The sequence below is a fragment of the Veillonella parvula genome (assembly GCF_040094895.1).
Taxonomy (GTDB): Bacteria; Bacillota; Negativicutes; order Veillonellales; family Veillonellaceae; genus Veillonella; species Veillonella parvula_L.
Window position 1 is genome coordinate 168,005 of record NZ_JBBNGV010000001.1, and the last position, 23,964, is coordinate 191,968.

Genomic DNA, 23,964 nt, shown 5'->3' on the forward strand with positions numbered 1-23,964 from the left:
TGAGTATAGTGTCTGTATTTGAAATTATATTAATTAGTATAGGCCTAGCGATGGATGCCTTTGGTGTATCTATCGGTAAGGGGCTAACAATGCCCGTAGGCGAGAATGGCCGTAAGGTAACCTTGGCATTTCTTTTTGGTTTGTTCCAGTTTCTTATGCCTCTTATTGGTTGGCTCATCGGTCGTCAATTTATCGATGTGATTGCTGATTGGGACCACTAGATTATCTTCGGACTTCTTGGTTATTTAGGTATCGCTATGATCAGAGAGGGACTTAGCGATGATGATGAAGAGGACGATGATAAGCAATTCTTGGGTGTCTGGGAAATGATGATGCTCTCCGTAGCGACTAGCCTTGATGCAATGACTGTAGGGTTGACCTTTGCATTTTTACCTATCAATGTATGGGAAGCATCTACGATGATTGGTGTTATTACCTTTGGTATATCTTTAGTGGGTGTTTACTTAGGTAAATTTATGGGCCGATTTGTTGGAAAATATGCAGATATAGTAGGTGGCGGTGTATTGATTCTCATCGGTACAAAGATACTTTTACAACATCTTGGGATTATTGGGGAATTTTAAGGTATATATATATGAAAGTGTCAGAAACTGAGCGGATTCTGTTGATTTTTGTTTGACATGACTGTGTAAATAGGATATACTATATCAGTATTAGTTCGGTTTACTGAACTTTGCAATCCGCGTGAAACAGGTTTAAACGCCCGACCGAAGTTCGGGTCGGGATACCGAATTCAGCGAGTTCGATAACAAGGAGGTGTTCTTATGTACGCAATTATTAAAACTGGTGGTAAACAATATCGCGTTGCTGAAGGCGATGTAATTACTATCGAAAAATTGGAAGTAGCTGCTAACGAGTCCGTTACATTCGAAGAAGTTTTGACTGTAGTGAATGACGGCGACGTTAAAGTTGGCGCTCCTCTTGTAAACGGTGCAAAAGTTACAGGTACAGTTCTTGAGCATGGTAAAGGTAAAAAGATCTTAGTATTCAAATACAAAGCTAAATCCAACTACCGACGTCGTCAAGGCCATCGTCAACCGTTCACAAAAGTTCGTATTGAATCTATCCAAGCTTAATTATGGTTTCCATCGGAATCCAGCGGAATAGTGATGGTCAAGTTATTGGTTGTCATATGTCCGGTCATGCAGGATATGATGAACATGGCTTCGATATCGTATGTGCTGCAGTGTCTGCCTTATCGGCAACGGCGATGTTAGGCCTCACCCAAATTGCTCAACAAGAAGGTGAGTATACGAATAGCGAAGGTCAATGTGATATAGTTCTCTCTGGTACGATTAATCAGAGTGGACAGGATATTCTGGGGACTATGCTTCTCGGTTTGGAGGAAATTAGCCGTCAATATCCAGAGTTTGTCCAAATTCACGAAATATAGGAGGTGAACTTAATGTTTACTTTTGATTTGCAATTGTTCGCACATAAAAAAGGTGTGTCCAGTACTCGTAACGGTCGTGATAGTGAATCTAAACGTCTTGGTGTTAAATGCCATGATGGTTCCATCGTAAAGAGCGGTAACATCATCGTTCGTCAACGTGGTACTCACTTCCACCCTGGTACTAACGTAGGTATCGGTAAAGATGACACTTTATTCGCACTTGTGCCTGGTAAAGTAGCATTTGAACGTGCTGGTCGTTATAACCGTAAAGTTAGCGTATACCCTGTAGAAGCTTAATTTTACATGACTATTAATCCCTAGTGGTTTCCACTAGGGATTTTTTGTTGCTTATTTTTGTTTATTATGGTGTAAGTTGTATTGGTATAATATAATATAGCTTAAAGTGATTATTAAATATATCATAGAGTCTTGAAATATGATCGGAGGCATTATGGCACTATTAGAGTTATCTAATATATCCTATGTTGTAAAAGAAAAGTCTATTATCCGTGATGTGTCTCTATCTGTACATGACGGAGAGTATCTCACTATTGTAGGCCCTTCTGGTAGTGGTAAAAGTACACTTTTAAAATTATGCAGTGATTTAATTAGCCCTACCTCAGGGGTTATTACTTATAATGGACGTGATTTAGCCACTATAGATCCAGAAAGTTATCGAAAAGAGGTAGGTTATTGCTTTCAAAGACCTTACTTGTTTGCAAAAACGGTGCGTCGTAATATTTTGTTCCCTTATGATATTCGAGGTATGGAACCTGATATGATTCGTATCAAATATCTTTTCGATTTACTTCATATGCCTATTGAATATCTTGAGCGCCATAATGATGAACTATCTGGTGGAGAAATGCAACGGATTTGTCTCATTCGAAGCCTTATCTTTGAACCTAAAGTATTGCTTTTAGATGAGGTTACCTCTGCATTAGATGCTGTTAACACGGCTATCGTGGAACAGGTAATCGATGAACTTTATAATAATGGGATGACCATCATAGCAATAACACATAGTGAGGAACAAAGCTTACGTAAGGCTAATCGCCGCATTACAATTGTAGATGGATCATTAGCTAAAGAGGAGGTATTACGGTGAGTCAATTTCATGCTATTTCAGCCATGTCATTATGTCTTGCATCTATATTAGTTATTATAAGTATGTTTATGTCCTATCGGCAGGAGTTGAAGTTAGAGAAAGATATTTTTATAAGTGCTTTACGAGCTACCATACAGTTATTTGCCATAGGCTTTATTTTAGCTTATATTTTTAGTACTGAAAGTCCTATATTCATAATCGGATTATTAGGTTTTATGGCTATTAATGCAGCCTATAATTCTTCTAAACGCGGTAAGGGAATACCATATGCATTGTGGATTTCTTGGTTTGCCATAACCGTAGGTGCAAGCATTACATTATCGATTTTGCTTCTAACAGGTGTGCTTAACTTTACTGCTTATCAGGTGATTCCTGTTGGAGGGATGGTTATTAGTGGAGCTATGGTGGCAATTGGCCTTTGTTATCGACAAATGCTATCAAATTTTGAGTTACGCCAACAAGAGGTGGAAATTAAACTAGCGTTAGGAAGTACGCCTAAGCAAGCGTCAAAAGCCATCGTGCGAGATGTTATAAAGACTGGATTGCAACCTACTGTAGATAGCGCTAAGACTTTAGGAATCGTGGCTTTACCAGGAATGATGACAGGTCTAATCTTAGCGGGAATGCCTCCACTTGAAGCTGTAAAATATCAAATGATCGTGACATTTATGAGTTTATCTACTATATCGATTGCTTGCTTTATTACTTGTCAATTAGCGTATAGAGCATTTTTTAATAATAGGAATCAATTAAATAGGTAAATTTAGTACTTTAAATATATTTTATTGTACATCAAATCAGAATATTTACTCATAACTTAGAGTAGTAGCCTTAAGGTTACTGCTCTTTTTTTATAGAAATAATGTTTATATATGATTATAGGAATAAAAATTGTTGGATATAATTCTGTATAGTTATAAAGATTTACTTATTTTGTTTTTAACATTGCATTATTGCTATAAATGATACTGAGATTTATTATTGAAATAGATAGAGCATTGTTGATATAATGTATCAGTAAATTCTATAGTATTTCGTATTGTAAGGAGTTCTTATGAGCAATTATGACGTAGAAACAAGGGGAGGGCGCGCAGCTAAAACTACGCTACTAGGTATACTGGCTTTAGCTATTTTAATTGCCACATCTCTTGGTTCACTCTTCATTGGGATACGCTATATCAGCCTAGATGATATTATTTTATCCTTTACTAACTATGATCCTAATAGTATAGGTCAGATGATCGTTCAAACATTGCGCTTGCCACGTATGATAGCAGGTATCGTTGTAGGTATCAGCTTTGCCGTATCAGGTGCACTGATGCAAGGTGTTACCAACAATCCTATGGCAAGTCCTTCTATTTTGGGGATTAACGCAGGTGCCAGTTTTGGTTTAGCTGTTGGGATGATTTTATTTCCTTATTTAACCTTAAATGGAAGTATTTTGTTTTCCTTCGGTGGGGCCGCATTGGCAACACTGTTCATTTTAGCTCTTGCTAAACGCGTAGGTGGTAAAGCTACTCCTGTATATCTTGCACTTGCAGGTACGGCTATTAGTGCAGTATTTGTGGCTGTTACACATATGCTTGTTGTGTACTTCCAAGTGGCACAAGAGTTAAGCTTTTGGACTGCAGGCGGTATTAGTGGTATTCGTATGGAACAAGTATTACTCGTATTACCTTGGACACTCATTGGTATTCTTATTGCCATGTACGTATCTAAATCTGTTACGCTCTTAAGCTTTGGCGAAGAGGTAGCTATTGGTCTTGGCAGTAATTTAAATCGTGTACGTGTATTATCTGGTTTGACTGTACTTATTCTTAGCGGTTCTGCTGTTGCTCTAGCCGGTCCGATCGGCTTTGTAGGTCTCGTTATTCCACATATAACACGTAAACTGGTAGGCATCGATTATCGTCTTGTAATTCCATTCTCTGCACTCTTTGGTGCAGTACTTGTTATGATTGCTGACGTTGTAGCTCGTATCGTAAATCCTCCATTCGAAACACCATTAGGTGCCATTACTGCTCTTGTAGGTGTTCCATTCTTTATTTATTTAGCAAATCGTAAGGGAGGAAAATAAGATGAAAAAACGCTTTTTTGCCTACTCTTTCGTTATGACGCTCATGTTGTTAGGTGCCATGTATGGACATCTTCATACAGGCTTTAGTGATATGTCTACATCTGATCTTATTCGCATTCTCTTTGGCGGTGGTAATGATGTAGAAAAACTCACAGTTTTTGATTTCCGTTTAGTTCGCACCATCTTGGCTGTATTTATTGGTATGGGCCTTGCTATGTCTGGTGCAATTTTTCAAACTATATCTCGGAATGAATTGGCTAGTCCAAGCTTGTTAGGCGTAAATGCTGGTGCTGGTTTAGGTGTAGTTCTTTTAGTATATTTTGCAGGTTCTACAACGGCGTGGGGGATTTGGACATTACCTACTGTTGCCGTAGCTGGGGCTGTTGTGGCAGCGATTTTAATTTATCTTCTATCTTGTCGCGGTAGAGATATTATTTCTCCATATCGTTTAATCTTAACAGGTATCTCTATGAGTGCAGGACTCCATGCATTGCAAGTCTTACTCGTAACGCGTTTGGACCCTAATAAATTTTATTTAGTTAATACTTGGACCATCGGCACTATTTCGGGTAATACATGGGAGCATGTATGGGTGCTTGCGCCAGTTGTCATTGTATTATCACTCATTCTCTATGCCCGTTATATGGAGCTAAATTTATTGAGCCTAGCTGATGAAACAGCGATTGGGCTTGGTGTACATATAAATCGCTCTAGATTTGTATACCTTATTATTGCAGTTCTTTTATCTGGGTTCTGTGTAGCTATCGGTGGCAGCATTGGTTTTGTAGGGCTTATTTCCCCGCATATTGCACGCCGCTTAGTCGGTGCCGATCATGCCTATTTCTTGCCATTAACAGGTCTAATTGGAGCTATTTTAGTGGTCACTGCTGACTGGATTGGCCGATCCATTATTGCGCCTGATGAAATCCTCTTAGGGATTATTGTAGCTTTAATCGGGGCACCATACTTCTTGTATATTCTAGCAAAAACAAAAGCGTAAAAGGGGAAATATAAATGAAATTAGAAGTTAAAAACCTAACTACTGGTTACGGTGATACAAAAATTATAGAGAACTTAAATCTTACGATTCCAGAAGGCAAGGTAACAGCATTAATTGGTGCTAATGGTTGTGGTAAATCTACTTTACTAAAAACTATTTGTCGTATTATTCGACCAATGGATGGCGATGTCTTACTAGATGGTAAATCTATCGGTTCTTATGGTAGTAGAGAACTAGCAAAAAAGGTTGCTATTTTGCCTCAAAATCCAACGGCACCTGGTGAAATTACAGTTCGTGAACTTGTTATGTACGGTCGTGCACCGCATCAAGGCAGCTTATTTGCCCGTACTACAAAAGAGGATAAAGAAATTGTAGAGTGGGCTTTGAAGGAGACTGAATTACTTCAGTTTGCAGATCGTGGCATTACAAATATGTCTGGGGGGCAACGGCAACGCGCATGGATTGCCATGGCTATCGCTCAAAATACAGACATTCTATTCCTTGACGAGCCTACTAGCTTCCTTGATGTATCTCACCAAATGGATGTATTACATTTAGTAGAGCATTTGAATAAAGCTTATAACAAAACGATTGTTATGGTTATTCACGAACTTAATGAAGCCGCTCGTTTTGCTGATAATTTAGTTGCCATGAAGGATGGAAAAATTCAATACGAAGGTACGCCTCATACTATCTTCCATAATGAAATGTTGAAGGATGTATTTGGTGTAGATTCTACAATCATGAATGACCCTAAGACAGATCGTCCGTTCTGTATTCCTTATTCTATGAAAAATTATGGCCATACGGCACGTGAGGTGTAGTATGAAGCGTTTGTTAATTTCTGGTCTTTTGGGGGCTTGTATGCTCATGGGAATTGCAGGATGTGGTCCACAGGAAAATGGTATGACTCATGAAGCTATCTATGCTAATCTTGATGATAAGGTAAAAACAGCCCTTGAACGGTCAAATGATCCGAAAGACATTGATAAAGAGTTTAAGAAGCGATTAACGGCTATCCAAAAGGCAGCAGATAAAATTGTTACTGTTGAAGGAGATAAGATTATTGTCACTCATAAGCTCGGGACAACAGTTATGCCCAAAGAACATAAACGTATCGTGGTTGTTCGGACAGAAGATCCTATGATTGCATTAGATGAATCTTTTATAGGGGCAAATTTTAATGAAAAAAGCTATCTTTATAATGAATTAAGTAATCGTAATGTTCAAAATTTTAGTATTAATGATGAAACAAAGACTATCAACTATGAGCAGATTCAGGCTTTAAAACCGGATTTGATTATTATGCGTGACTCTTATGGCAAAGCGGCATATAATGCACTTTCTAAAATTGCTCCAACCATTTCTGTCAACGTAAATAAGGAAGAAGTTGCACTACTAACTATTGCTAAAGCACTTGGGGTCCCTGAAAAAGGGGAAGCTCGTTTGAAAGAATATTATTCACAGGCTAAGAAAACACGGATAGCTTTAGCTGAACATATGCAAGGGGAAACCGTAGCTTTTCTAAGAATTTTAAATAAAGAAATACGATTGTATCCGTATATGAAAAGCGATTTGAATGTCTTTATGGCTGAATTACTTAATATTAAACCGCCTGATATGGTATTAGAAACAGAACTTAACCCTACGAACAATGCGATTTCTTTAGAGCGATTACCCGATCTTGATGCAGGCTATTTAATCGTTTCTGCTGGTTACGGTGCTTCTAGTGCTAATAATCAAGGTGTAGCAGACCAACGATTGGCAAATCTTAAAAAAGATGAGTTGTGGAAAAATTTGCCTGCTGTAAAAGCCGATCATGTATTGCAAGTGGATAGTACTTTGTGGATGGCCCATGGTATTATTGCGAAAGAACGTGCTATGAAAGAGCTGTATGATACATGGGGAGAATAGGACTAAATACATTTGTAATATATAGTTAGTACTATTATGTAAGGGTTTATCTCGTGTAAAAATACATACATACATTTTAGTCATATTCGATATAGATAATCGATATAGATTAGAAACTCCCATGATATAAAGGTTGCTTCCTCTTATGAGGTGGCAACCTTTTTGCATGTATCAAATTCCTGTGCTTTTTAGTAGGAATAGTGGTATACTATGTACAGTATCAGTGAAATACCAGAAGACTGGTTGTCATATACTTTCATAAACCTAAAGAGGGGTGGCATTGCCACTAGAAAGATTTGAGGTAAGTACTATGTATGATGTAAAATCTCCAAAGGCGGAGGAATTTATTTCCCATCAGGAAATCCTTGACACACTTGCCTATGCAGAGGAAAACAAGGAAAATCGGGAGTTGTTAGATGCTATTTTAGCGAAAGCTGCTACATTTAAGGGATTAAACCACCGAGAAGCAGCAATTCTCTTAGAATGTCCGTTACCTGAATATAAGGAAAAGCTTTTTGCTTTAGCAAAGGAAATCAAGAAGGCTATCTACGGCGATCGTATTGTTCTATTTGCACCGTTATACTTGTCTAACTATTGTATCAATGGATGTGTGTATTGTCCGTACCACTCCAAAAACCGCGATATTAAACGTAAAAAATTAACGCAAGACCAAATCAGAGAAGAGGTTATTGCGTTAGAAGCGATGGGCCATAAGCGTATTGTAATTGAGTCTGGTGAGGATCCATTAAATAATCCTCTTGAATATATTTTGGAATCCATCAAGACGATTTACGGTATCAAAAATAAAAATGGTGAAATCCGCCGTGTAAACGTAAATATTGCAGCTTGTTCCGTTGAGGACTACAAAAAATTACATGAAGCTGGTATTGGCACATATACATTATTCCAAGAAACATATAACAAAGAAAACTATGAAGCTTTACATCCTACAGGTCCTAAGAGCGACTACGCCTACCATACAGAGGCGATGGACCGCGCTATGCAAGGTGGTATTGATGATGTAGGCATCGGTGTTCTTTATGGTTTGGAACATTATAAATATGATTTCGTTGGATTGTTGATGCACGCTGAACATTTAGAGGCTGTGTATGGGGTAGGTCCACATACTATTTCTGTACCTCGTATTTGTCCAGCTGATGATATCGATGTAGATGATTTCAGTAATGCTGTGCCTGATGATGTATTTGAAAAAATTGTTGCTCTTATCCGCGTCTCCACACCGTATACAGGTATGATTATGTCCACTCGTGAAAGTCAGTCCATGCGTGAACGTGGCTTGGCATTAGGTATCTCCCAAATTAGTGGTGGATCTCGTACTAGCGTAGGTGGTTACAAAGAAGAAGAAAAGCCAGAAGATAATACGGCACAATTCGATCGTAGTGATACGCGTACATTAGATGAAATCGTTAACTGGTTGCTAGATCTTGGGTATGTTCCAAGCTTCTGCACTGCTTGTTATCGTGCAGGTAGAACTGGGGATCGCTTTATGGCTCTTGCAAAATCCGGTCAAATTCACAACTGTTGTCAACCAAATGCGTTGATGACATTGAACGAATATATCATGGATTACGGTGATGAAAAGACTAAGGCTCATGGTTCAAAGGTTATTGAACAACAGTTAGAAAATATCAAAAATGATTTAGTTAAAGATAAAGCTAAAGCTTATATTGCACAGATGAAAGACGGCGAACGGGACTTCCGGTTCTAAGGAATTCACTGATATGGAGCCTCCTATTGATAATGGGAGGCTCTTTCTTGTTGAGAAAATAGCAAAGTTTAAATGAGAATAAAATATATAAAATGGTTTATTTTATTTGCATTTTAAGGTATAATAAATAAAAATGATAATGATAATACGTTGAATTCAAGAATAATATTGATTATAAACTACTGAGGGATATGATGATTAAGAAAAAACGTTGGCGCCTTTGTAAAGGTGATCAAGAGAAAGAGAATATCTTAATCCGTGAACTTGGTGTAAACCCTATTGTGGCTAAATTAATGGTGAATCGTCACATTGATGTAGACGAAGGTCGTCAGTTTTTACAAGGTACTTTGTCAGATTTGTTAGATCCATTTACATTAAAAGATATGGATGTGGCTGTTTCACTAGTTCTGGAAACAATTGAAAGTCACAAACCAATCGTCATTTATGGTGATTATGATGTAGATGGTATTACTGCAACATCAGTACTTTATCGATTTTTAAAGAAATTAGGTGCCGATGTTACCTATTACATACCAGAACGTCAAAGTGAAGGGTATGGCCTCAATTTAGAGGCTTTAGAGCACCTTATTGAACGGGGAACGGCTTTAGTCATTACTGTAGACTGCGGCATTAGTTCTTACGATATTGTAGAGGCTGTACGAGACCGCATCGATATGATTATTACGGATCACCATACGGCTCCTGATATGATTCCACGAGCCAAGGCCGTTATAAATCATAAGCAAAAGGACTGTCCATATAAGGATAAAAACTTATCTGGAGTAGGTGTTGCTTTTAAGTTATGCCAAGCCTTGTGGCTTACAAAGCACGGAGAATGGTACTTAGATGATTTAGATATCGTTGCACTTGGCACTGTGGCAGATGTAGTGCCTTTGGTCGGTGAGAACCGTATCATTGTAAAATCAGGCCTTGAGAAGATGAATAGGGAACCTAACTTGGGGATTAAAAAGCTTATTGATGTAGCTGGGCTTCATGAACGAACTATTACATCTGGACATATTGGTTTTACCTTAGCACCTCGTCTTAATGCAGCGGGTCGCGTAACGCATGCAACGCGTGCAGTTGAATTACTTGTGACCGATGACGAGGATATAGTAGAGGCAATTGCGGAGGAACTAAATGAAACGAACCGTGAACGACAAGAGTTAGAACGAAATATTCATGAGTTGGCTCGTGTTGATGTAGCTAATCAAGGACATAAAGCTGATTATGTAACTATTGTGGCCGGCGAAGAGTGGCATCCAGGAGTCATTGGTATTGTTGCTTCTCGTCTAGTAGAGGAGTTTTACAAGCCAACCTTAGTCATCAGTATTCATGATGGCGTTGGTAAAGGCTCGTGCCGTAGTATAGATGGCTTTAACATATATGATGCATTAAAATCTTGTGAGGATATCTTGCTACAGTTTGGCGGGCATGCTGCGGCAGCAGGCTTTAGCATCGATGCAAATCGTATTGATGAGTTACGAGAACGGTTAACCAAGTATTGCAAAGCAGTTATTACAGATGAGGAATATATTCCTGTGGTTGCTATTGATGCGGAACTACCTGTTGATGATATCGATGTCGATATCATTGACCGCGTATCAGACCTTGAACCTTATGGAATGGCCAATAGCACGCCAGTCTTTGCTATTATGGAAGCTACCGTGCAAGATATTATGCTCATGGGCCAATTAAAAAATCATTGTAAGATAATATTTGAAACTTCGAATGGTACATTAGATGCTATAGCTTGGAATCGTCCAGACTTATTTAAATTTATCTTTGTGGGAACTGTGGTAAAAGTGGCATTTTCTTTGCAAAAGAATGAATGGCAAGGCATGGTTTCTCCGCAACTCATGATTCAAGCTATTGAACCATTGACTGAAGAGCCGATTAAGCTTTCTACAGAAGGGCTTAGACAAATGTATGTCATAATAAAACAGTCCATGCGAGGTCGTAGTCAATCGGTTTATAATGTAGAACAAGATATATTGCGCCGTAAGCCGGCAGATCAGAATAATCGCAGTGCTCTAACATCTATTGATGTATTTAAAGAATTGGGCATTGTTGAAGAATATACAAGTGATGATGGTCAATTAATGCTTAGATGGAACGCCATTGAAGGAAAATTAGATCTTGTCACATCCGTAACATTCCTTACTTATAGTGTATAGGAGGTGACATCATGACAACTGTAAATGAAGAAGGCAAAGCTTTGGTAGAACAAAGTACATTTGATAAAAGTAAAGCCTTAGCTGAGTTTATGGAGTATATCCATACGTATTTAACAGATGATGAGTGTGACCAAGTATTGAAAGCTTTTGAGCTTGCTGATAAGGCTCATGAAGGTCAGTTTAGAGCTTCCGGTGAACCGTATATCATGCATCCTCTAGCTGTAGCTGATATTTTGGCACATTTACAAATCGATCATATTACACTCATGGCAGCTCTAATGCATGATGTGGTTGAAGATACATCTTACTCGAAGGAAGACCTAGAGGAGATGTTTGGCTCTGAAGTAGCATTCCTCGTTGATGGGGTAACAAAATTAAACCAATTCCAGTATGAAACCAAAGAAGATCGCCAAATGGAAAACTATCGAAAGATGATTTTAGCTATGGCGAAGGACGTACGTGTCGTAGTTATTAAATTGGGTGATCGCTTACATAATATGCGCACCTTAAAGCATATGCGTAGTGACAAACAAAAGCGTATTGCTAAGGAAACCCTAGAAATCTTTGCACCTTTGGCACATCGTCTTGGTATCTTCAATGTGAAATGGGAGTTGGAAGATTTATCCTTCCGTTATTTAGAGCCGGAAAAATACTATGATCTAGTCGATCAAATGAAACAAAAACGCCAAGTCCGGGAAGACATCGTTAATGATACGATGAGGCAACTTACAAAGGCCTTAAGTGAAGCCCATATCAAGGCGGATATCAAAGGTCGTCCAAAACACTTCTACAGTATTTATAAGAAGATGAAAAAGGATAATCGTGATTTATCCCAAATTTATGATTTGCTTGCCGTTCGTGTGATCGTTGATAGCATCCCTGATTGTTATGCAGTACTTGGCATTGCACATAGCTTGTGGAAGCCATTGCCTTATCGCTTCAAAGATTATATTTCCATGCCGAAGTCTAATATGTATCAATCCTTGCATACAACCGTTATCGGCACGATGGGGCAACCGGTAGAGATTCAAATCCGTACTTGGGAAATGCACCGTGTATCTGAATATGGTGTGGCCGCTCACTGGCGATATAAAGAAGGAAATAAAAACGGCGATAAAGAATTTGATCAAAAGGTTGCATGGCTGCGCCAGGTTCTTGAATGGCAAGATACTAGTAATCCAACGGAACTCGTTAATGCTTTGAAATTAGACGTTTTCTCTGGTGAGGTATTTGTATTTACGCCAAAGGGTGACGTTGTTAAGTTGCCAATAGGCTCTGTACCTCTTGATTTTGCCTATCGAGTTCATACCGATGTAGGTCATCATTGTGTAGGTGCTAAGGTAAACGGTAAAATTGTACCGCTGGATTACACCTTGCAAAATGGTGATATTGTTGATATCATCACATCCAAAACAGGTCGTCCTAGCCTTGACTGGTTGAATATCGTAGGTTCTTCTGAAAGTAAGAGCAAAATTCGCAATTGGTTCAAGCGTGAAAATAAAGCTGAAAATATTGAAAAAGGCTTAGAAGCTCTTGAAAAAGAAGCAAAACGATTGAATCATAATTGGAAAGAATTATGTGCAGACAACCGTTTACAACATGTAACGAAACAACTTAAAGCCGGTACAGAAGAGGAAATGTTTGCAGCCTGTGGCTATGGCGGTATTCCTGTAAGCACGGTTCTCTTGCGTTTAATTGAACTTTATAAAAAGTCTAAAGAGGTAGAGGAATCTAAGCGCAGTACAGAGCAAATTATTGAGAAGTTAAAATCTCAAGGACAAAAGAAAACTAAAAATGGCACTGGTGTTCTCGTAAAAGGTGAAGCTGGTGTGATGGTGCGTATGGCAAAATGCTGTAATCCTGTACCTGGTGATGATATTATAGGTTACATAACCCGTGGTCGTGGCGTTTCTATTCACCGTTGTGATTGCCCTAGCATGGGCCATTCACCTGAAGATTTAGAGCGGATGATAGAAGTCTCTTGGGACGGTTCTTCTGGCGAATCTTTCCACGTAGGCATTGATATTCAAGCTTATGATCGAGCTGGCATTCTCATGGAGGTTATGGCGGTGCTTTCAGAATTGAAAATCACCATTACTAACATCAATGCTAAGGTTCAAGAAGATACAAAAAATGTAAGCATCAATTTGGTGGTTGATATTCGGGATATTTCGCAACTAGATTTCGTAATGACTAAATTGCGTCGTATTCGTGAAGTGTATACTGTTCAACGTAGTAAAGGAGGGGCTTAATGAGCGAACAACAATTAGTGCTTATGCGCATGCCTTTAGGTCCACTAGGAACAAATTGCTATGTTATCGGTGATAAAGCGATAGGTGAAGCTTTCATTATCGATCCTGCAACAGCTGAAGTACTAGATGCGCTAAAAAAACATGACTTAAAGCCGAAGGCGATTGTACTGACACATGGTCATGGAGATCATATTGGTGGCATTCAAGAGATTGTAAACATCTATCATGTGCCTGTATATATTCATAAAGGCGATGTACCGTATTTATCTGATCCTGAACTTAATCTTAGTGCTTATAGCAATCCAACGCCAATTAAGGTAAAAGCGGAAATTATCGAGGTTAAACAAGGTGATCACATTACATGTGGTGATATCGATCTTGAGGTGCTTGAAACACCAGGTCATACGCCAGGAGGGGTGTGTTATTATATGGAAGGTCTTGTATTTGTAGGGGATACTCTATTCAGAGATTCCGTAGGCCGTACAGATTTTCCAAATGGTTCTTATGAGACCCTGATATCATCTATTAAGACTCAGCTTTATACATTGCCTGATAATACAATGGTTTATCCTGGTCATGGACCGGAAACAAATATAGGGTATGAAAAACAATACAACCCATTCGTTGGTCAGTAGGTTTAAACGAATTATTTTTTACAGTCGAGGGGAAATTTATTATGAACACAACATTAGAAAAATTAAAAGAACGCATTAAAGACAAAAAGTACAAATTGACAACTCAACGTCAAACAATTTTGCAAGCATTCATCGATGCTGATGAAAATCACTTGAGTGCTGAAGATGTATATGTTCTTGTAAAAGAGGTGGCACCTGATATCGGGTTGGCAACAATTTACAGAACTCTTGATCTCTTCACAGAACTTGATTTGTTAAAACGTCTTGATTTTGGTGATGGCCGTAATCGCTATGAATTAAATGACGAAGAATTCGCTCATTTCCATCATCATTTGATTTGCGTAAAATGTGGTAAAGTATCTGAGTTTGAAGACGACATGCTTGAAACATTGGAGTCTATTATCGCTAAGAAATTAAACTTCCGTACCATTGATCATCAATTGAAAGTATATGGTTACTGTAGCGATTGCCAAAATCATATGACTGAAGCAGAATTAGAAAAGCTTGAGCGTATGTCCCATCATGGTTAATGGTTATCTATATACGGGGCCATTACCACTTGGCTCCGTAGTAGCTCATAACTGTGGCGCGGCAGGACTCTTTTCTGATAAGGTACATCCAGAGGTTATCCTTGAAGCGCATGAAATGGAAGGGATGTACACATTAACTGTTACTATTGGTGATTCGGTTCAGATTTTTGAAGGACCTGTTTCCTCTATGGGGCGTCGTCAAATTGGACAAGCCTTGTTGCGCTATTTGCGTGAATATCAAGGCTTACCTGCTGAGGCTCCGTGGGGAACCATGGTAGGTGTGCGCCCTACAAAGCTACTACATAAATATATAGATACATATGGCTCTGTCCACGCAGCAACTCGTCACATTCGGGACGAGTTTTCTGTGTCTATAGAAAAGCTTGCTACTTTGGGGGCCATTGGCGAGTATCAACGTCCATTTCTATCTGATACAGATGATAAAAAGGTAAGCCTCTATTGTGGTATTCCTTTCTGTGACACGCGTTGCGTATATTGCTCGTTTCCATATGGTCTCTATCAGGATTATGCTGGTAAAAGTCAATTTCTAAGGGCTTTAACCCGTGATATAGAAGATATGAAAGCTATTATCCAATCTTATAATCTAACCGTAGATACCCTCTATATGGGCGGTGGTACTCCGACAGTGCTAAAGGATGAAGACTTTCACCAGGTTCTAAAACAGTTGTCTCTACTCGTACCAGAAGGTCATGAATTTACTGTAGAGGCAGGACGACCTGATTCTGTTAATCCTACAAAGCTACGTTCCATGCTTGCGCTAGGTGTGAATCGTATTAGCATTAACCCGCAAACAATGCAAGATGATATTTTGCGTCGTATTGGACGCGGCCATAGTGTACGGGATATTGATGAACTTTTACAATATGTAAAAAACAATACATCATTAGCCGTAAATATGGATTTTATTGCAGGCTTGCCTAATCAAACGATGTTAAACATGATAGAGAATATGGATTATGTATGTCAAAATCTGCCGGAAAATGTTACAATTCATACGTTAGCATTAAAACGTGGTAGCCCGTTGTACGATTTACATATGGAAGATGATATTCCTGAAGAACATCTTGTGGCGGAAATGGTACAATATGGTAAAGAGCGTCTTGAAGCGGCTGGTTATGTGCCATATTATTTATATCGCCAACAATATATGAGAGGGCAGTTAGAGAATATTGGCTATACCTTGCCTGGCAAAGCGTGTGAATATAATATCCAGATTATGGAAGAACGGCAGAGTATTCTATCTATGGGGCCTGGCAGTTCATCCAAGTGGATGCGCGCCCCTGAATATCGTCAACTTAAACAGCATATGCCAAAAGACGTAGATGTTTATCACGAAACGATAGATGCACTTTTAGAGAAACGACATAGAATTTGTGAAAGATTTTGGGAGGTTGTGTAATGGCTATAAGAAAACCAAGAGGTACACAAGACTTTTTGCCAGAACAGATGATACATTGGCATTATATTGAACAACGTATGCGCGAAATTTGTAAAGTATATGGGTTCAATGAAATTCGCACACCTGCCTTTGAAGAAACTAAATTATTCTTACGCGGTATCGGTGAGACTACAGATGTAGTACAAAAAGAGATGTACACCTTTACCACTGGTGATGACGGTGGTTCTAGCTTTACCTTACGCCCTGAAAATACGGCGTCTGCTGTGCGCGCATACTTAGAAAATAAAGTATATGGTAAAGAAGGTCTCACAAAATGGTATTACATGGGCCCTATGTTCCGTCATGATAAACCGCAAGCGGGTCGTTATCGTCAATTCCACCAGTTTGGTGCAGAGGTACTAGGTTCGCAATCTCCAGTGGTAGATAGTGAAGTTATCTGTATGGTTGTACAGTTATTAAAAGACTTTGGCCTTAAAGACCTCAATGTAGAAGTAAACTCCGTAGGTTGCCCAATATGTCGTCCTGTATACCGAGAAAAATTAATCGCTTTCTTTGAACCTAAAAAGGAACAATTATGTAGCGATTGCCAAGAGCGTTTGTACAAAAATCCTTTGCGTATCTTGGACTGCAAAAATGAAACATGCAAATCCTTGTCCGTAGGTGCTCCTGAAATTCACGAACATTTATGTGAAGAGTGTCATGATCATTTTGAAGAATTGAAAACCTATTTAACTGCAGCTAATGTGCAATATACTTTAAATCCTCGTCTCGTACGTGGCCTTGATTACTATACAAAGACAGCCTTTGAGGTACAATATACTCCTTTAGGTGCTCAAAGTGCCGTAGCCGGTGGTGGTCGTTACGATGGTCTCGTAGAAGAGCTCGATGGTCCGCATACACCAGCTATCGGTTTTGCCATGGGCATGGAGCGCTTATTATTAGCTCTTGAAAAACAAAACCTATTGCCTGAACCAACTGTAGAACCATCTGCATTCGTAGTAGCTCTTGGTGATGCGGCTAAGGTAGAGGCTTTCAAAATTTGCCAAAAACTTCGCAGTCTTGATATTCCTGTTGAAATGGACGGACAGGGCAAGAGTATGAAGGCACAATTAAAATATGCTAACAAAATTAATGCAAAATATGTTATTATATTGGGTGATGATGAATTGGCTCGTGGGGAAGCCATAATCCGATTCATGGAAACTAGTGAACAAGAAACTGTACCACTTAATACAGTTTCTGAACGTATAACTTCTTTGGTGAAAGGATGACAATTAGAATGGAAACAATGCAAGGCTTACACCGTACGCACGGTTGTGGCACCATCTCTGAACAAGAGGTAGGTAAAGAGGTCGTATTATGTGGTTGGGTTGAACGCCGTCGTGACCATGGTGGTTTGATTTTCTTGGATTTACGCGATCGTTCTGGCGTAGTACAAGTAGTAGCATCTCCAGATCATAATGTAGAATCTTTCCACAAAGCAGAGGATGTTCGTAATGAATATGTGCTTTGCGTACGTGGTAAAATTACAAAACGTGATGAAGCTGCTATTAATCCTAACCTTCCTACAGGTGCATATGAAATGTTCTGTGAAGAGTTGCGCGTATTGAACTCCGCTAAGACGCCTCCATTCTATATCCAAGATGATATCGATGTAGATGAAAATATTCGTTTGAAATACCGTTACCTTGACTTACGCCGTCCTGAAATGCAACGCAACTTGATTTTACGTCACAAGGTAACCAAAGCAATGCGCGACTTCTTTGATAGCCGCGATTTCTTGGAAATTGAAACACCAATGCTTACTAAATCTACGCCAGAGGGCGCTCGTGACTATCTAGTGCCTTCCCGTGTAAATGCTGGTACATTCTATGCATTGCCACAATCTCCACAAATTTTCAAACAAATCTTGATGGTTGCTGGTTATGAAAAATACTTCCAAATCGTTCGTTGCTTCCGCGATGAAGATTTGCGCGCAGACCGTCAACCTGAGTTCACTCAGCTCGATTTAGAAATGTCCTTCGTTGATGAAGAAGATATTTATGCATTGCTTGAAGAGATGATTGCTCATATATTTAAAACTGCATTAGGTAAAGAAATTTCTTTGCCTATGTCTCGTATTACATGGGATGAAGCAATGGATAAATACGGCTCTGATAAGCCGGATCTTCGTTTTGATATGGCGTTTACTGATGTAACTGATCTTGTAAAAGATACAGAATTCAAAGTCTTCCGCTCTGTTATCGACAATGGTGGCGTAGTTAAAGGTATCGTTGTGCCTGGTGACGCTGGCATCCCTCGCCGTGAACTTGATGACCTTGTTGAGTATGTAAACCGTTACGGTGCTAAAGGCCTTGCGTGGGCTTGCTTCAATGAAGATGGTTCTATTAAGTCTCAAATCATGAAGTTCTTAGGTGAAGATACAATCCGCAATATTGGTGAAAAAATGGGCGCTAAAGGTGGCGACCTTGTATTGATGATTGCTGATAAACCTGCAACTGTGGCACGTGCATTAGGCGAATTACGCCTTGAAATGGCACGCCGTATGAATATGATCGACCAAGATAAATTAGCATTCACATGGGTAACTGATTTCCCTATGTTCGAATATAACGAAGACGAAAAACGTTATGTTGCAATGCATCATCCGTTCACAATGCCACGCCATGCGGATTTTGATAAATTAGAATCCGATCCTGGCAGTGTAAAAGCGATTGCTTACGACATGGTATTGAATGGCGTAGAAATCGGTGGCGGTTCCTTGCGTATCTACCAAGCTGACGTACAAGAAAAAGTATTCAAAGCAATTGGTTTGTCTATTGAAGAAGCAAGATCTAAATTTGGCTTCATGCTTGATGCATTCCAATACGGTGCACCTCCTCATGCAGGCTGTGCATTTGGCCTTGATCGTCTTGTTATGTTGATGGCAAAACGTCAATCTATCCGCGACGTAATCGCATTCCCTAAAACTCAATCTGCTTCTGATATCATGAGCCAAGCTCCATCTGAAGTAGAACCTAAGCAATTAAAAGAGTTGCATATTAAACCAGATGTAGAAGAAGAACAAGAGCAATCTTTAGTGTAAAAACATAGGCAAGAATTGATTGAAATCGAAATGTCAAGACTTGTTAATTGCTAATCTTTCTGATACTATTTAAGTATAAGATATCCCTGCCATGTGCGTGTGATATCGCAGTTTTGAGCCAACACATTTACTTTGGGAGTCTGACTCTCGTCTGAACGTTACGCCCTTACGGGACAATTGCAGGATGAGGAGGACACCCACCTGCCCTTGCAGGATCAAAACGCGGTACATTACGGCATGGTGGGGCTTTTTTGCGTGTAAAAATAGACTGAAATATCATATACTATAAATATATCTTTTGTAAGAACTAAAATTTTTTATAGTCTTAAAAGTCCTAAATGTCTTATAAATATTATTAGTGATACCAAGTTACTGATGTCATTGGGCTTTTATGACGGGGAAGTAATTGTTTTTTGATTGAATAGTTATAGATATGAAAATACGACAGTTAAACTGAGTGAGAATTGAGGTGATAGAATGGATAGTTTGTTTGATATGACACCTACAAATACATACGAGCCGCTTCCTGTACGAATGCGTCCTACTAAACTAGATCATTTATATGGTCAAGAGAAGGCCGTAGGTAAGGGGACTTTCTTGAGAGCTATGGTAGAGAAGGATACAATACCATCTATGCTTTTTTATGGGCCTTGTGGAACGGGTAAGACTACATTAGCCGGAATCATAGCTAAGGTGAGCAATAGTTATTTTGTAAATCTGAATGCTACTAACGCTGGTATTGGTGAGTTGCGTACTATCATTGAAGACGCGCGAAAACGGGTTCGTTCTTTACAGCAACGAACAATTCTATTCCTCGATGAAATCCATCGCTTTAATAAAAGCCAACAAGATGTGTTGTTACCCTGTGTAGAGGATGGTACTATCATTCTTATTGGCGCTACTACAGAGAATCCGTTCTTTGAAGTTAATAGACCACTTTTATCTCGTTTGCGTCTTATTACATTAGAAGCACTTACACCAAAGGCTATCGGTCAAATTTTACGTCGCGCCATTACCGATGAAGAGGTAGGCCTTGGCAAACGCCATCTACAGGTAACCGATGAAGTTCTGGAGGATGTGGGGATTTTCGTCAATGGCGATGGGCGTATGGCTCTCAATATTCTTGAACAAGCAGCAGCTATGGTTCCTGATGAGGGGATGATTACTATTGAAGTTCTCGAAAAGGTCGTAGGTCGTCGCATATATACATACGATAAAAAAGGTGATAGTCATTACGATACAATTTCAGCTTTTATTAAAAGTATGCGTGGCTCCGATGTGCAGGCAACAGTACATTATTTAGCGCGTATGATTGAAGCCGGAGAGGATCCTAACTTCATTGCTCGTCGTATTGTTATTTGTGCAGCAGAGGATGTAGGTCTTGCGGATCCACAAGCTCTCATACTCGCAAATGCAGCAGCTCAAGCGGCTCATATGGTAGGTTTTCCGGAGGCGCGCATTATATTATCTGAGGCTGCGTGCTATGTTGCTCTCGCACCTAAAAGTAATTCTGCTTATGTAGCTATTGATGCCGCGATATCTGATGTGCGACATAAGGATTGTGGACAAGTACCGGATCATTTGAAAGATAGTCACTATAGCGGGGCTAGTAAATTAGGCCATGGGAAAGCTTATAAGTATGCTCATAATTATCCTAATGGATTTGTAAAACAGCAGTATTTACCAACGCCTCTAGTCGATGCAACCTACTATAAGGGCATAAAGAGAGGGACTGAGGAACAGTTACTTCACGACTGGGAGAAACGTTGTAAAAATTAACTTAATATTACGATATATGCTATAATATAATGATAAGTTAATTTACTGTAATGTTATATAAGTAAGGGGTTTGTATAGATTTATGGCAGAAGAAAATACTTCCACCAAAAGACGCAACACACGCCGTAAGCGAACAAGTACAAAACAGCAATCAAAGTCGCAAAGCTTTTCTTTGCGCAGCGAAGTGAAAGGCCTTATTGTCATTGCCTTTGCTGTGATTTCCTTTCTGGGCTTTTTTGGCTTTGAACTCGGCCTTGTAGGACAGATTTTAACAGGTATATTCCGTTATGGCTTTGGCCTAGGTGGTATTATTCCTTGTTTATGCGTTTTCTGGTTAGGTTGGAGATTATTATATAAGGATACATTTATTTCCATTACAAAACGAGGGGTTGTAATGACCTTGTTTTTCCTATTTTTGTTAGCTCTTGTTCCCTTGTGGCGAGTTCCTGAGGGGCAGGAACTCATAACTACGCAACTAGCTAATCAAGGTGGTTTCGTAGGTGGCGCAATTGCTACATTCCTTCGTACACTATTAGGTAACCTAGGGGCTATTATTCTTGATGTATTCTTACTCATAGCTTTTGGATTACTGGTGACACGTTTGTCTTTGCGTAGTGGATTACAAAAGGCTGCGGACAAAACACAGGTTGGCCTTGATGTTGCAAAAGAGGTAGCTGCTGAGAAGGTTGCTGTTGCAAAAGAAGTGTTTGAAGATTGGAATGAACAACGTAAAGAAGCGGCAGAACAGCGTAAAGCTTATAACAGGGAAAAAGATACACGCTTTGCTGATGCAGCAGATCAAGCATTAGATGCACTAGAAAAACAAGGTATTGCTACTGGTAGAGACCTCTTTGACTCTACCACAGCTATAGATGTTGATCCTATTGAAGATACAGTTACTACTATGGAGTCACAAAAAACTCCTACATCTTGGAAGGAATTGGCTGAGATAGAAGCACGTAATCGTGCGGCTGAGCAATTGGCTAATATATCTGAAGCATCTGGTGATGCGAAGTCTTATGAAGCTGATGATTTTGAACAATTCTCTGATACACATAGAACTACGAGTGATGATTATGTATATGTTCCAGATGAGGACTATGCATATACACCAGATGAAGAGTATTCAGATGAGGTTGGAATTGTAGAAAATTCTGATGATAAAGAACCAGAATTCTCTTATCAAAATACAACAATAGAGCCATTGGAAACGAATCACGGTGCTATTGCCTCCGCTGTGCCAGGAACGGGTGCAGCTGCAAGTTCTGTAAGTGCTGGAGCTGGTATGGCAGGTATGGGGTTACAAGTACCGTCCATTATTAGTACTACAGAAGATACGGCGCAAGTAGCTGTATCTAAAGATGGACAGATTCATCGGTCCTATGATAGACCTTACCATTTCCCAAGCCTAGATATTTTGGCGAAAGGGAAGGGGAGTCAAAATAATGGTGAAGAAGTAGCACAAAATGCGATGATGCTTGAACATGTATTGAGTGACTTTGGTATTACTGCAAAGGTTGTTAATGCTACACAAGGGCCAACTGTTACACGTTATGAAATTGAACCTGCACCAGGCGTGAAAGTGAGTCGTATCGTTAATTTAACAGACGATATTGCCCTCAATTTGGCAGCGCAACATATTCGTATGGAGGCTCCGATTCCAGGGAAATCTGCCATCGGTATTGAGGTCCCTAATAAAACGACAGAAGCCGTTCATTTACGCGATGTACTTGATTGCAGTGACTTTAAAGATGCTCGTGGAGGTATTCCTGTCGGTCTTGGTAAGGATATTGCAGGTAAGCCTGTTATTACGGATCTTGCGAAGATGCCTCACTTGCTCGTAGCTGGTACAACTGGCTCTGGTAAATCCGTATGTGTAAATACATTAATTTCTAGTATTCTCTTTAGCCGCAAACCGGAAGAGGTTAAGTTATTATTAATCGACCCTAAGATGGTTGAATTGTCTATTTACAATGGGATCCCGCACTTGATGGCTCCAGTTGTAACGGATATGAAAAAAGCAGCAGCTGTATTGCGTTGGGCCGTTCGTGAAATGGAGGCTCGTTATAAGGCGTTTGCTGCATCTGGTAAACGTGATATCAAGAGCTACAATGAAGCGCATCCTAAGGCTGCTATGCCGCTAATCGTGTTGATTATCGACGAGTTAGCTGACCTTATGATGACGGCTCCTGATGATATTGAAGAATCTATTAGTCGTTTAGCACAAATGGCTCGTGCCGCAGGTATTCACATGGTTCTTGCGACACAACGGCCATCTGTTAACGTTATTACCGGTTCTATTAAGGCTAATGTACCAAGCCGTATTTCCTTTGCTGTAGGCTCTCAAATTGACTCCCGTACCATTCTTGATATGGCAGGAGCAGAGAAACTATTGGGTAAAGGGGATATGTTATTTGCTCCGATTGGTGCTAATAAACCTATTCGTGTACAAGGGGCCTTCATTTCTGATGATGAGGTAGAAAAACTTGTAGAGTTTGTGAAAGCTCAACGAGAACCAGAATATGATAATACGGTAACTCAAGAAGTGGAAAAGGAAGCTGAAAAAGAATCTTATGATGCTAATGATGTTTACCGCGATGAATTATTAGAGCGAGCTGTCAATCTCGTTATGGAATCTGGTCAAGCTTCCGTATCGATGTTGCAACGTCGTTTCCGTATAGGTTACACCCGTGCGGCACGTCTTGTAGATACAATGGAAGACCTTAAAATCGTTGGCCCTAGCATGGGCAGTAAGGCTCGAGAAATTTTAATGAGCCCTGAACAAGCTAAGGCTAGATATTTCTCCAATTCCAATGATGAGCAATAATTAGCTAATTACTATAT

Annotated in this window: 19 protein-coding genes, 1 other RNA gene and 1 pseudogene; all 21 read left to right on the forward strand. The window is 39.5% G+C overall.

The genetic code is table 11. The features are described from left to right. Positions 1-8 precede the first annotated feature (8 nt). The 21 genes and pseudogenes from AAAT26_RS00760 to AAAT26_RS00860 all read left to right on the forward strand — a co-directional run bounded on the left by AAAT26_RS00760 (position 9) and on the right by AAAT26_RS00860 (position 23,947). A pseudogene (locus AAAT26_RS00760) lies at positions 9-584 on the forward strand (manganese efflux pump MntP). A gap of 201 nt (positions 585-785) precedes the next feature. Further along, entirely contained in the window at positions 786-1,097 is a 312-nt protein-coding gene (rplU, locus tag AAAT26_RS00765; protein WP_021148346.1) for a 50S ribosomal protein L21, read from the forward strand. A 2-nt stretch (positions 1,098-1,099) separates the two neighbouring features. Then, complete coding sequence (locus tag AAAT26_RS00770; RefSeq protein WP_004698521.1) at positions 1,100-1,414, forward strand: ribosomal-processing cysteine protease Prp; 315 nt, start codon at positions 1,100-1,102, stop codon at positions 1,412-1,414. A gap of 12 nt (positions 1,415-1,426) precedes the next feature. After that, entirely contained in the window at positions 1,427-1,711 is a 285-nt protein-coding gene (rpmA, locus tag AAAT26_RS00775; RefSeq protein ID WP_004696430.1) for a 50S ribosomal protein L27, read from the forward strand. Positions 1,712-1,865: 154 nt separating this feature from the next. After that, positions 1,866-2,522 carry an ABC transporter ATP-binding protein gene (locus AAAT26_RS00780; RefSeq protein ID WP_349208747.1) on the forward strand — a complete coding sequence of 219 codons (657 nt, stop codon included), beginning with the start codon at positions 1,866-1,868 and terminating at the stop codon, positions 2,520-2,522. Beyond that, positions 2,519-3,283, forward strand: a complete 765-nt coding sequence (locus AAAT26_RS00785) for an ABC transporter permease (protein ID WP_004698663.1) — start codon at positions 2,519-2,521, stop codon at positions 3,281-3,283. The genes AAAT26_RS00780 and AAAT26_RS00785 overlap by 4 nt, the downstream gene beginning before the upstream one ends. A gap of 293 nt (positions 3,284-3,576) precedes the next feature. Beyond that, on the forward strand, positions 3,577-4,599 hold the full coding sequence (locus AAAT26_RS00790; protein ID WP_120055419.1) for a FecCD family ABC transporter permease: 1,023 nt from the start codon (positions 3,577-3,579) through the stop codon (positions 4,597-4,599). A 1-nt stretch (position 4,600) separates the two neighbouring features. After that, the gene (locus tag AAAT26_RS00795) at positions 4,601-5,599 is read left to right on the forward strand and encodes a FecCD family ABC transporter permease (RefSeq protein WP_120055417.1); all 999 of its coding nucleotides are present in this window, start codon (positions 4,601-4,603) and stop codon (positions 5,597-5,599) included. 14 nt (positions 5,600-5,613) lie between these two features. Then, positions 5,614-6,423, forward strand: coding sequence for an ABC transporter ATP-binding protein (locus tag AAAT26_RS00800; protein ID WP_120055415.1), 810 nt, complete (start codon positions 5,614-5,616; stop codon positions 6,421-6,423). A gap of 1 nt (position 6,424) precedes the next feature. After that, a complete protein-coding gene (locus tag AAAT26_RS00805) occupies positions 6,425-7,513 on the forward strand; it encodes an ABC transporter substrate-binding protein (RefSeq protein ID WP_024061977.1) in 1,089 nt (362 codons plus the stop codon). A gap of 310 nt (positions 7,514-7,823) precedes the next feature. After that, the gene (gene hydG, locus AAAT26_RS00810) at positions 7,824-9,242 is read left to right on the forward strand and encodes a [FeFe] hydrogenase H-cluster radical SAM maturase HydG (protein ID WP_349208748.1); all 1,419 of its coding nucleotides are present in this window, start codon (positions 7,824-7,826) and stop codon (positions 9,240-9,242) included. Positions 9,243-9,436: 194 nt separating this feature from the next. Further along, positions 9,437-11,419 (forward strand): single-stranded-DNA-specific exonuclease RecJ, encoded by a 1,983-nt coding sequence (gene recJ / locus AAAT26_RS00815; RefSeq protein WP_077708569.1) that lies wholly within the window; start codon positions 9,437-9,439, stop codon positions 11,417-11,419. A gap of 11 nt (positions 11,420-11,430) precedes the next feature. Next, a complete protein-coding gene (locus AAAT26_RS00820) occupies positions 11,431-13,671 on the forward strand; it encodes a RelA/SpoT family protein (RefSeq protein WP_004696424.1) in 2,241 nt (746 codons plus the stop codon). Beyond that, positions 13,671-14,306: an MBL fold metallo-hydrolase gene (locus AAAT26_RS00825; protein WP_120055413.1), complete on the forward strand. Its 636-nt coding sequence runs from the start codon at positions 13,671-13,673 to the stop codon at positions 14,304-14,306. The genes AAAT26_RS00820 and AAAT26_RS00825 overlap by 1 nt, the downstream gene beginning before the upstream one ends. 41 nt (positions 14,307-14,347) lie before the next feature. Continuing rightward, positions 14,348-14,836, forward strand: a complete 489-nt coding sequence (locus AAAT26_RS00830) for a Fur family transcriptional regulator (RefSeq protein WP_004696420.1) — start codon at positions 14,348-14,350, stop codon at positions 14,834-14,836. Further along, complete coding sequence (gene hemZ / locus AAAT26_RS00835; RefSeq protein ID WP_120055411.1) at positions 14,829-16,256, forward strand: coproporphyrinogen dehydrogenase HemZ; 1,428 nt, start codon at positions 14,829-14,831, stop codon at positions 16,254-16,256. Before AAAT26_RS00830 ends, hemZ begins: the two co-directional genes overlap by 8 nt. Further along, positions 16,256-17,527, forward strand: coding sequence for a histidine--tRNA ligase (gene hisS, locus AAAT26_RS00840; RefSeq protein WP_349208749.1), 1,272 nt, complete (start codon positions 16,256-16,258; stop codon positions 17,525-17,527). Before hemZ ends, hisS begins: the two co-directional genes overlap by 1 nt. An 8-nt stretch (positions 17,528-17,535) precedes the next feature. Then, complete coding sequence (aspS, locus tag AAAT26_RS00845) at positions 17,536-19,341, forward strand: aspartate--tRNA ligase (RefSeq protein WP_349208750.1); 1,806 nt, start codon at positions 17,536-17,538, stop codon at positions 19,339-19,341. Positions 19,342-19,421: 80 nt separating this feature from the next. Further along, positions 19,422-19,592, forward strand: a non-coding RNA gene (gene ssrS, locus AAAT26_RS00850) — 6S RNA. A 226-nt stretch (positions 19,593-19,818) separates the two neighbouring features. Continuing rightward, positions 19,819-21,120 carry a replication-associated recombination protein A gene (locus tag AAAT26_RS00855; protein WP_004698739.1) on the forward strand — a complete coding sequence of 434 codons (1,302 nt, stop codon included), beginning with the start codon at positions 19,819-19,821 and terminating at the stop codon, positions 21,118-21,120. 82 nt (positions 21,121-21,202) lie between these two features. Continuing rightward, entirely contained in the window at positions 21,203-23,947 is a 2,745-nt protein-coding gene (locus AAAT26_RS00860) for an FtsK/SpoIIIE family DNA translocase (protein ID WP_120055405.1), read from the forward strand. Positions 23,948-23,964: the final 17 nt, after the last annotated feature.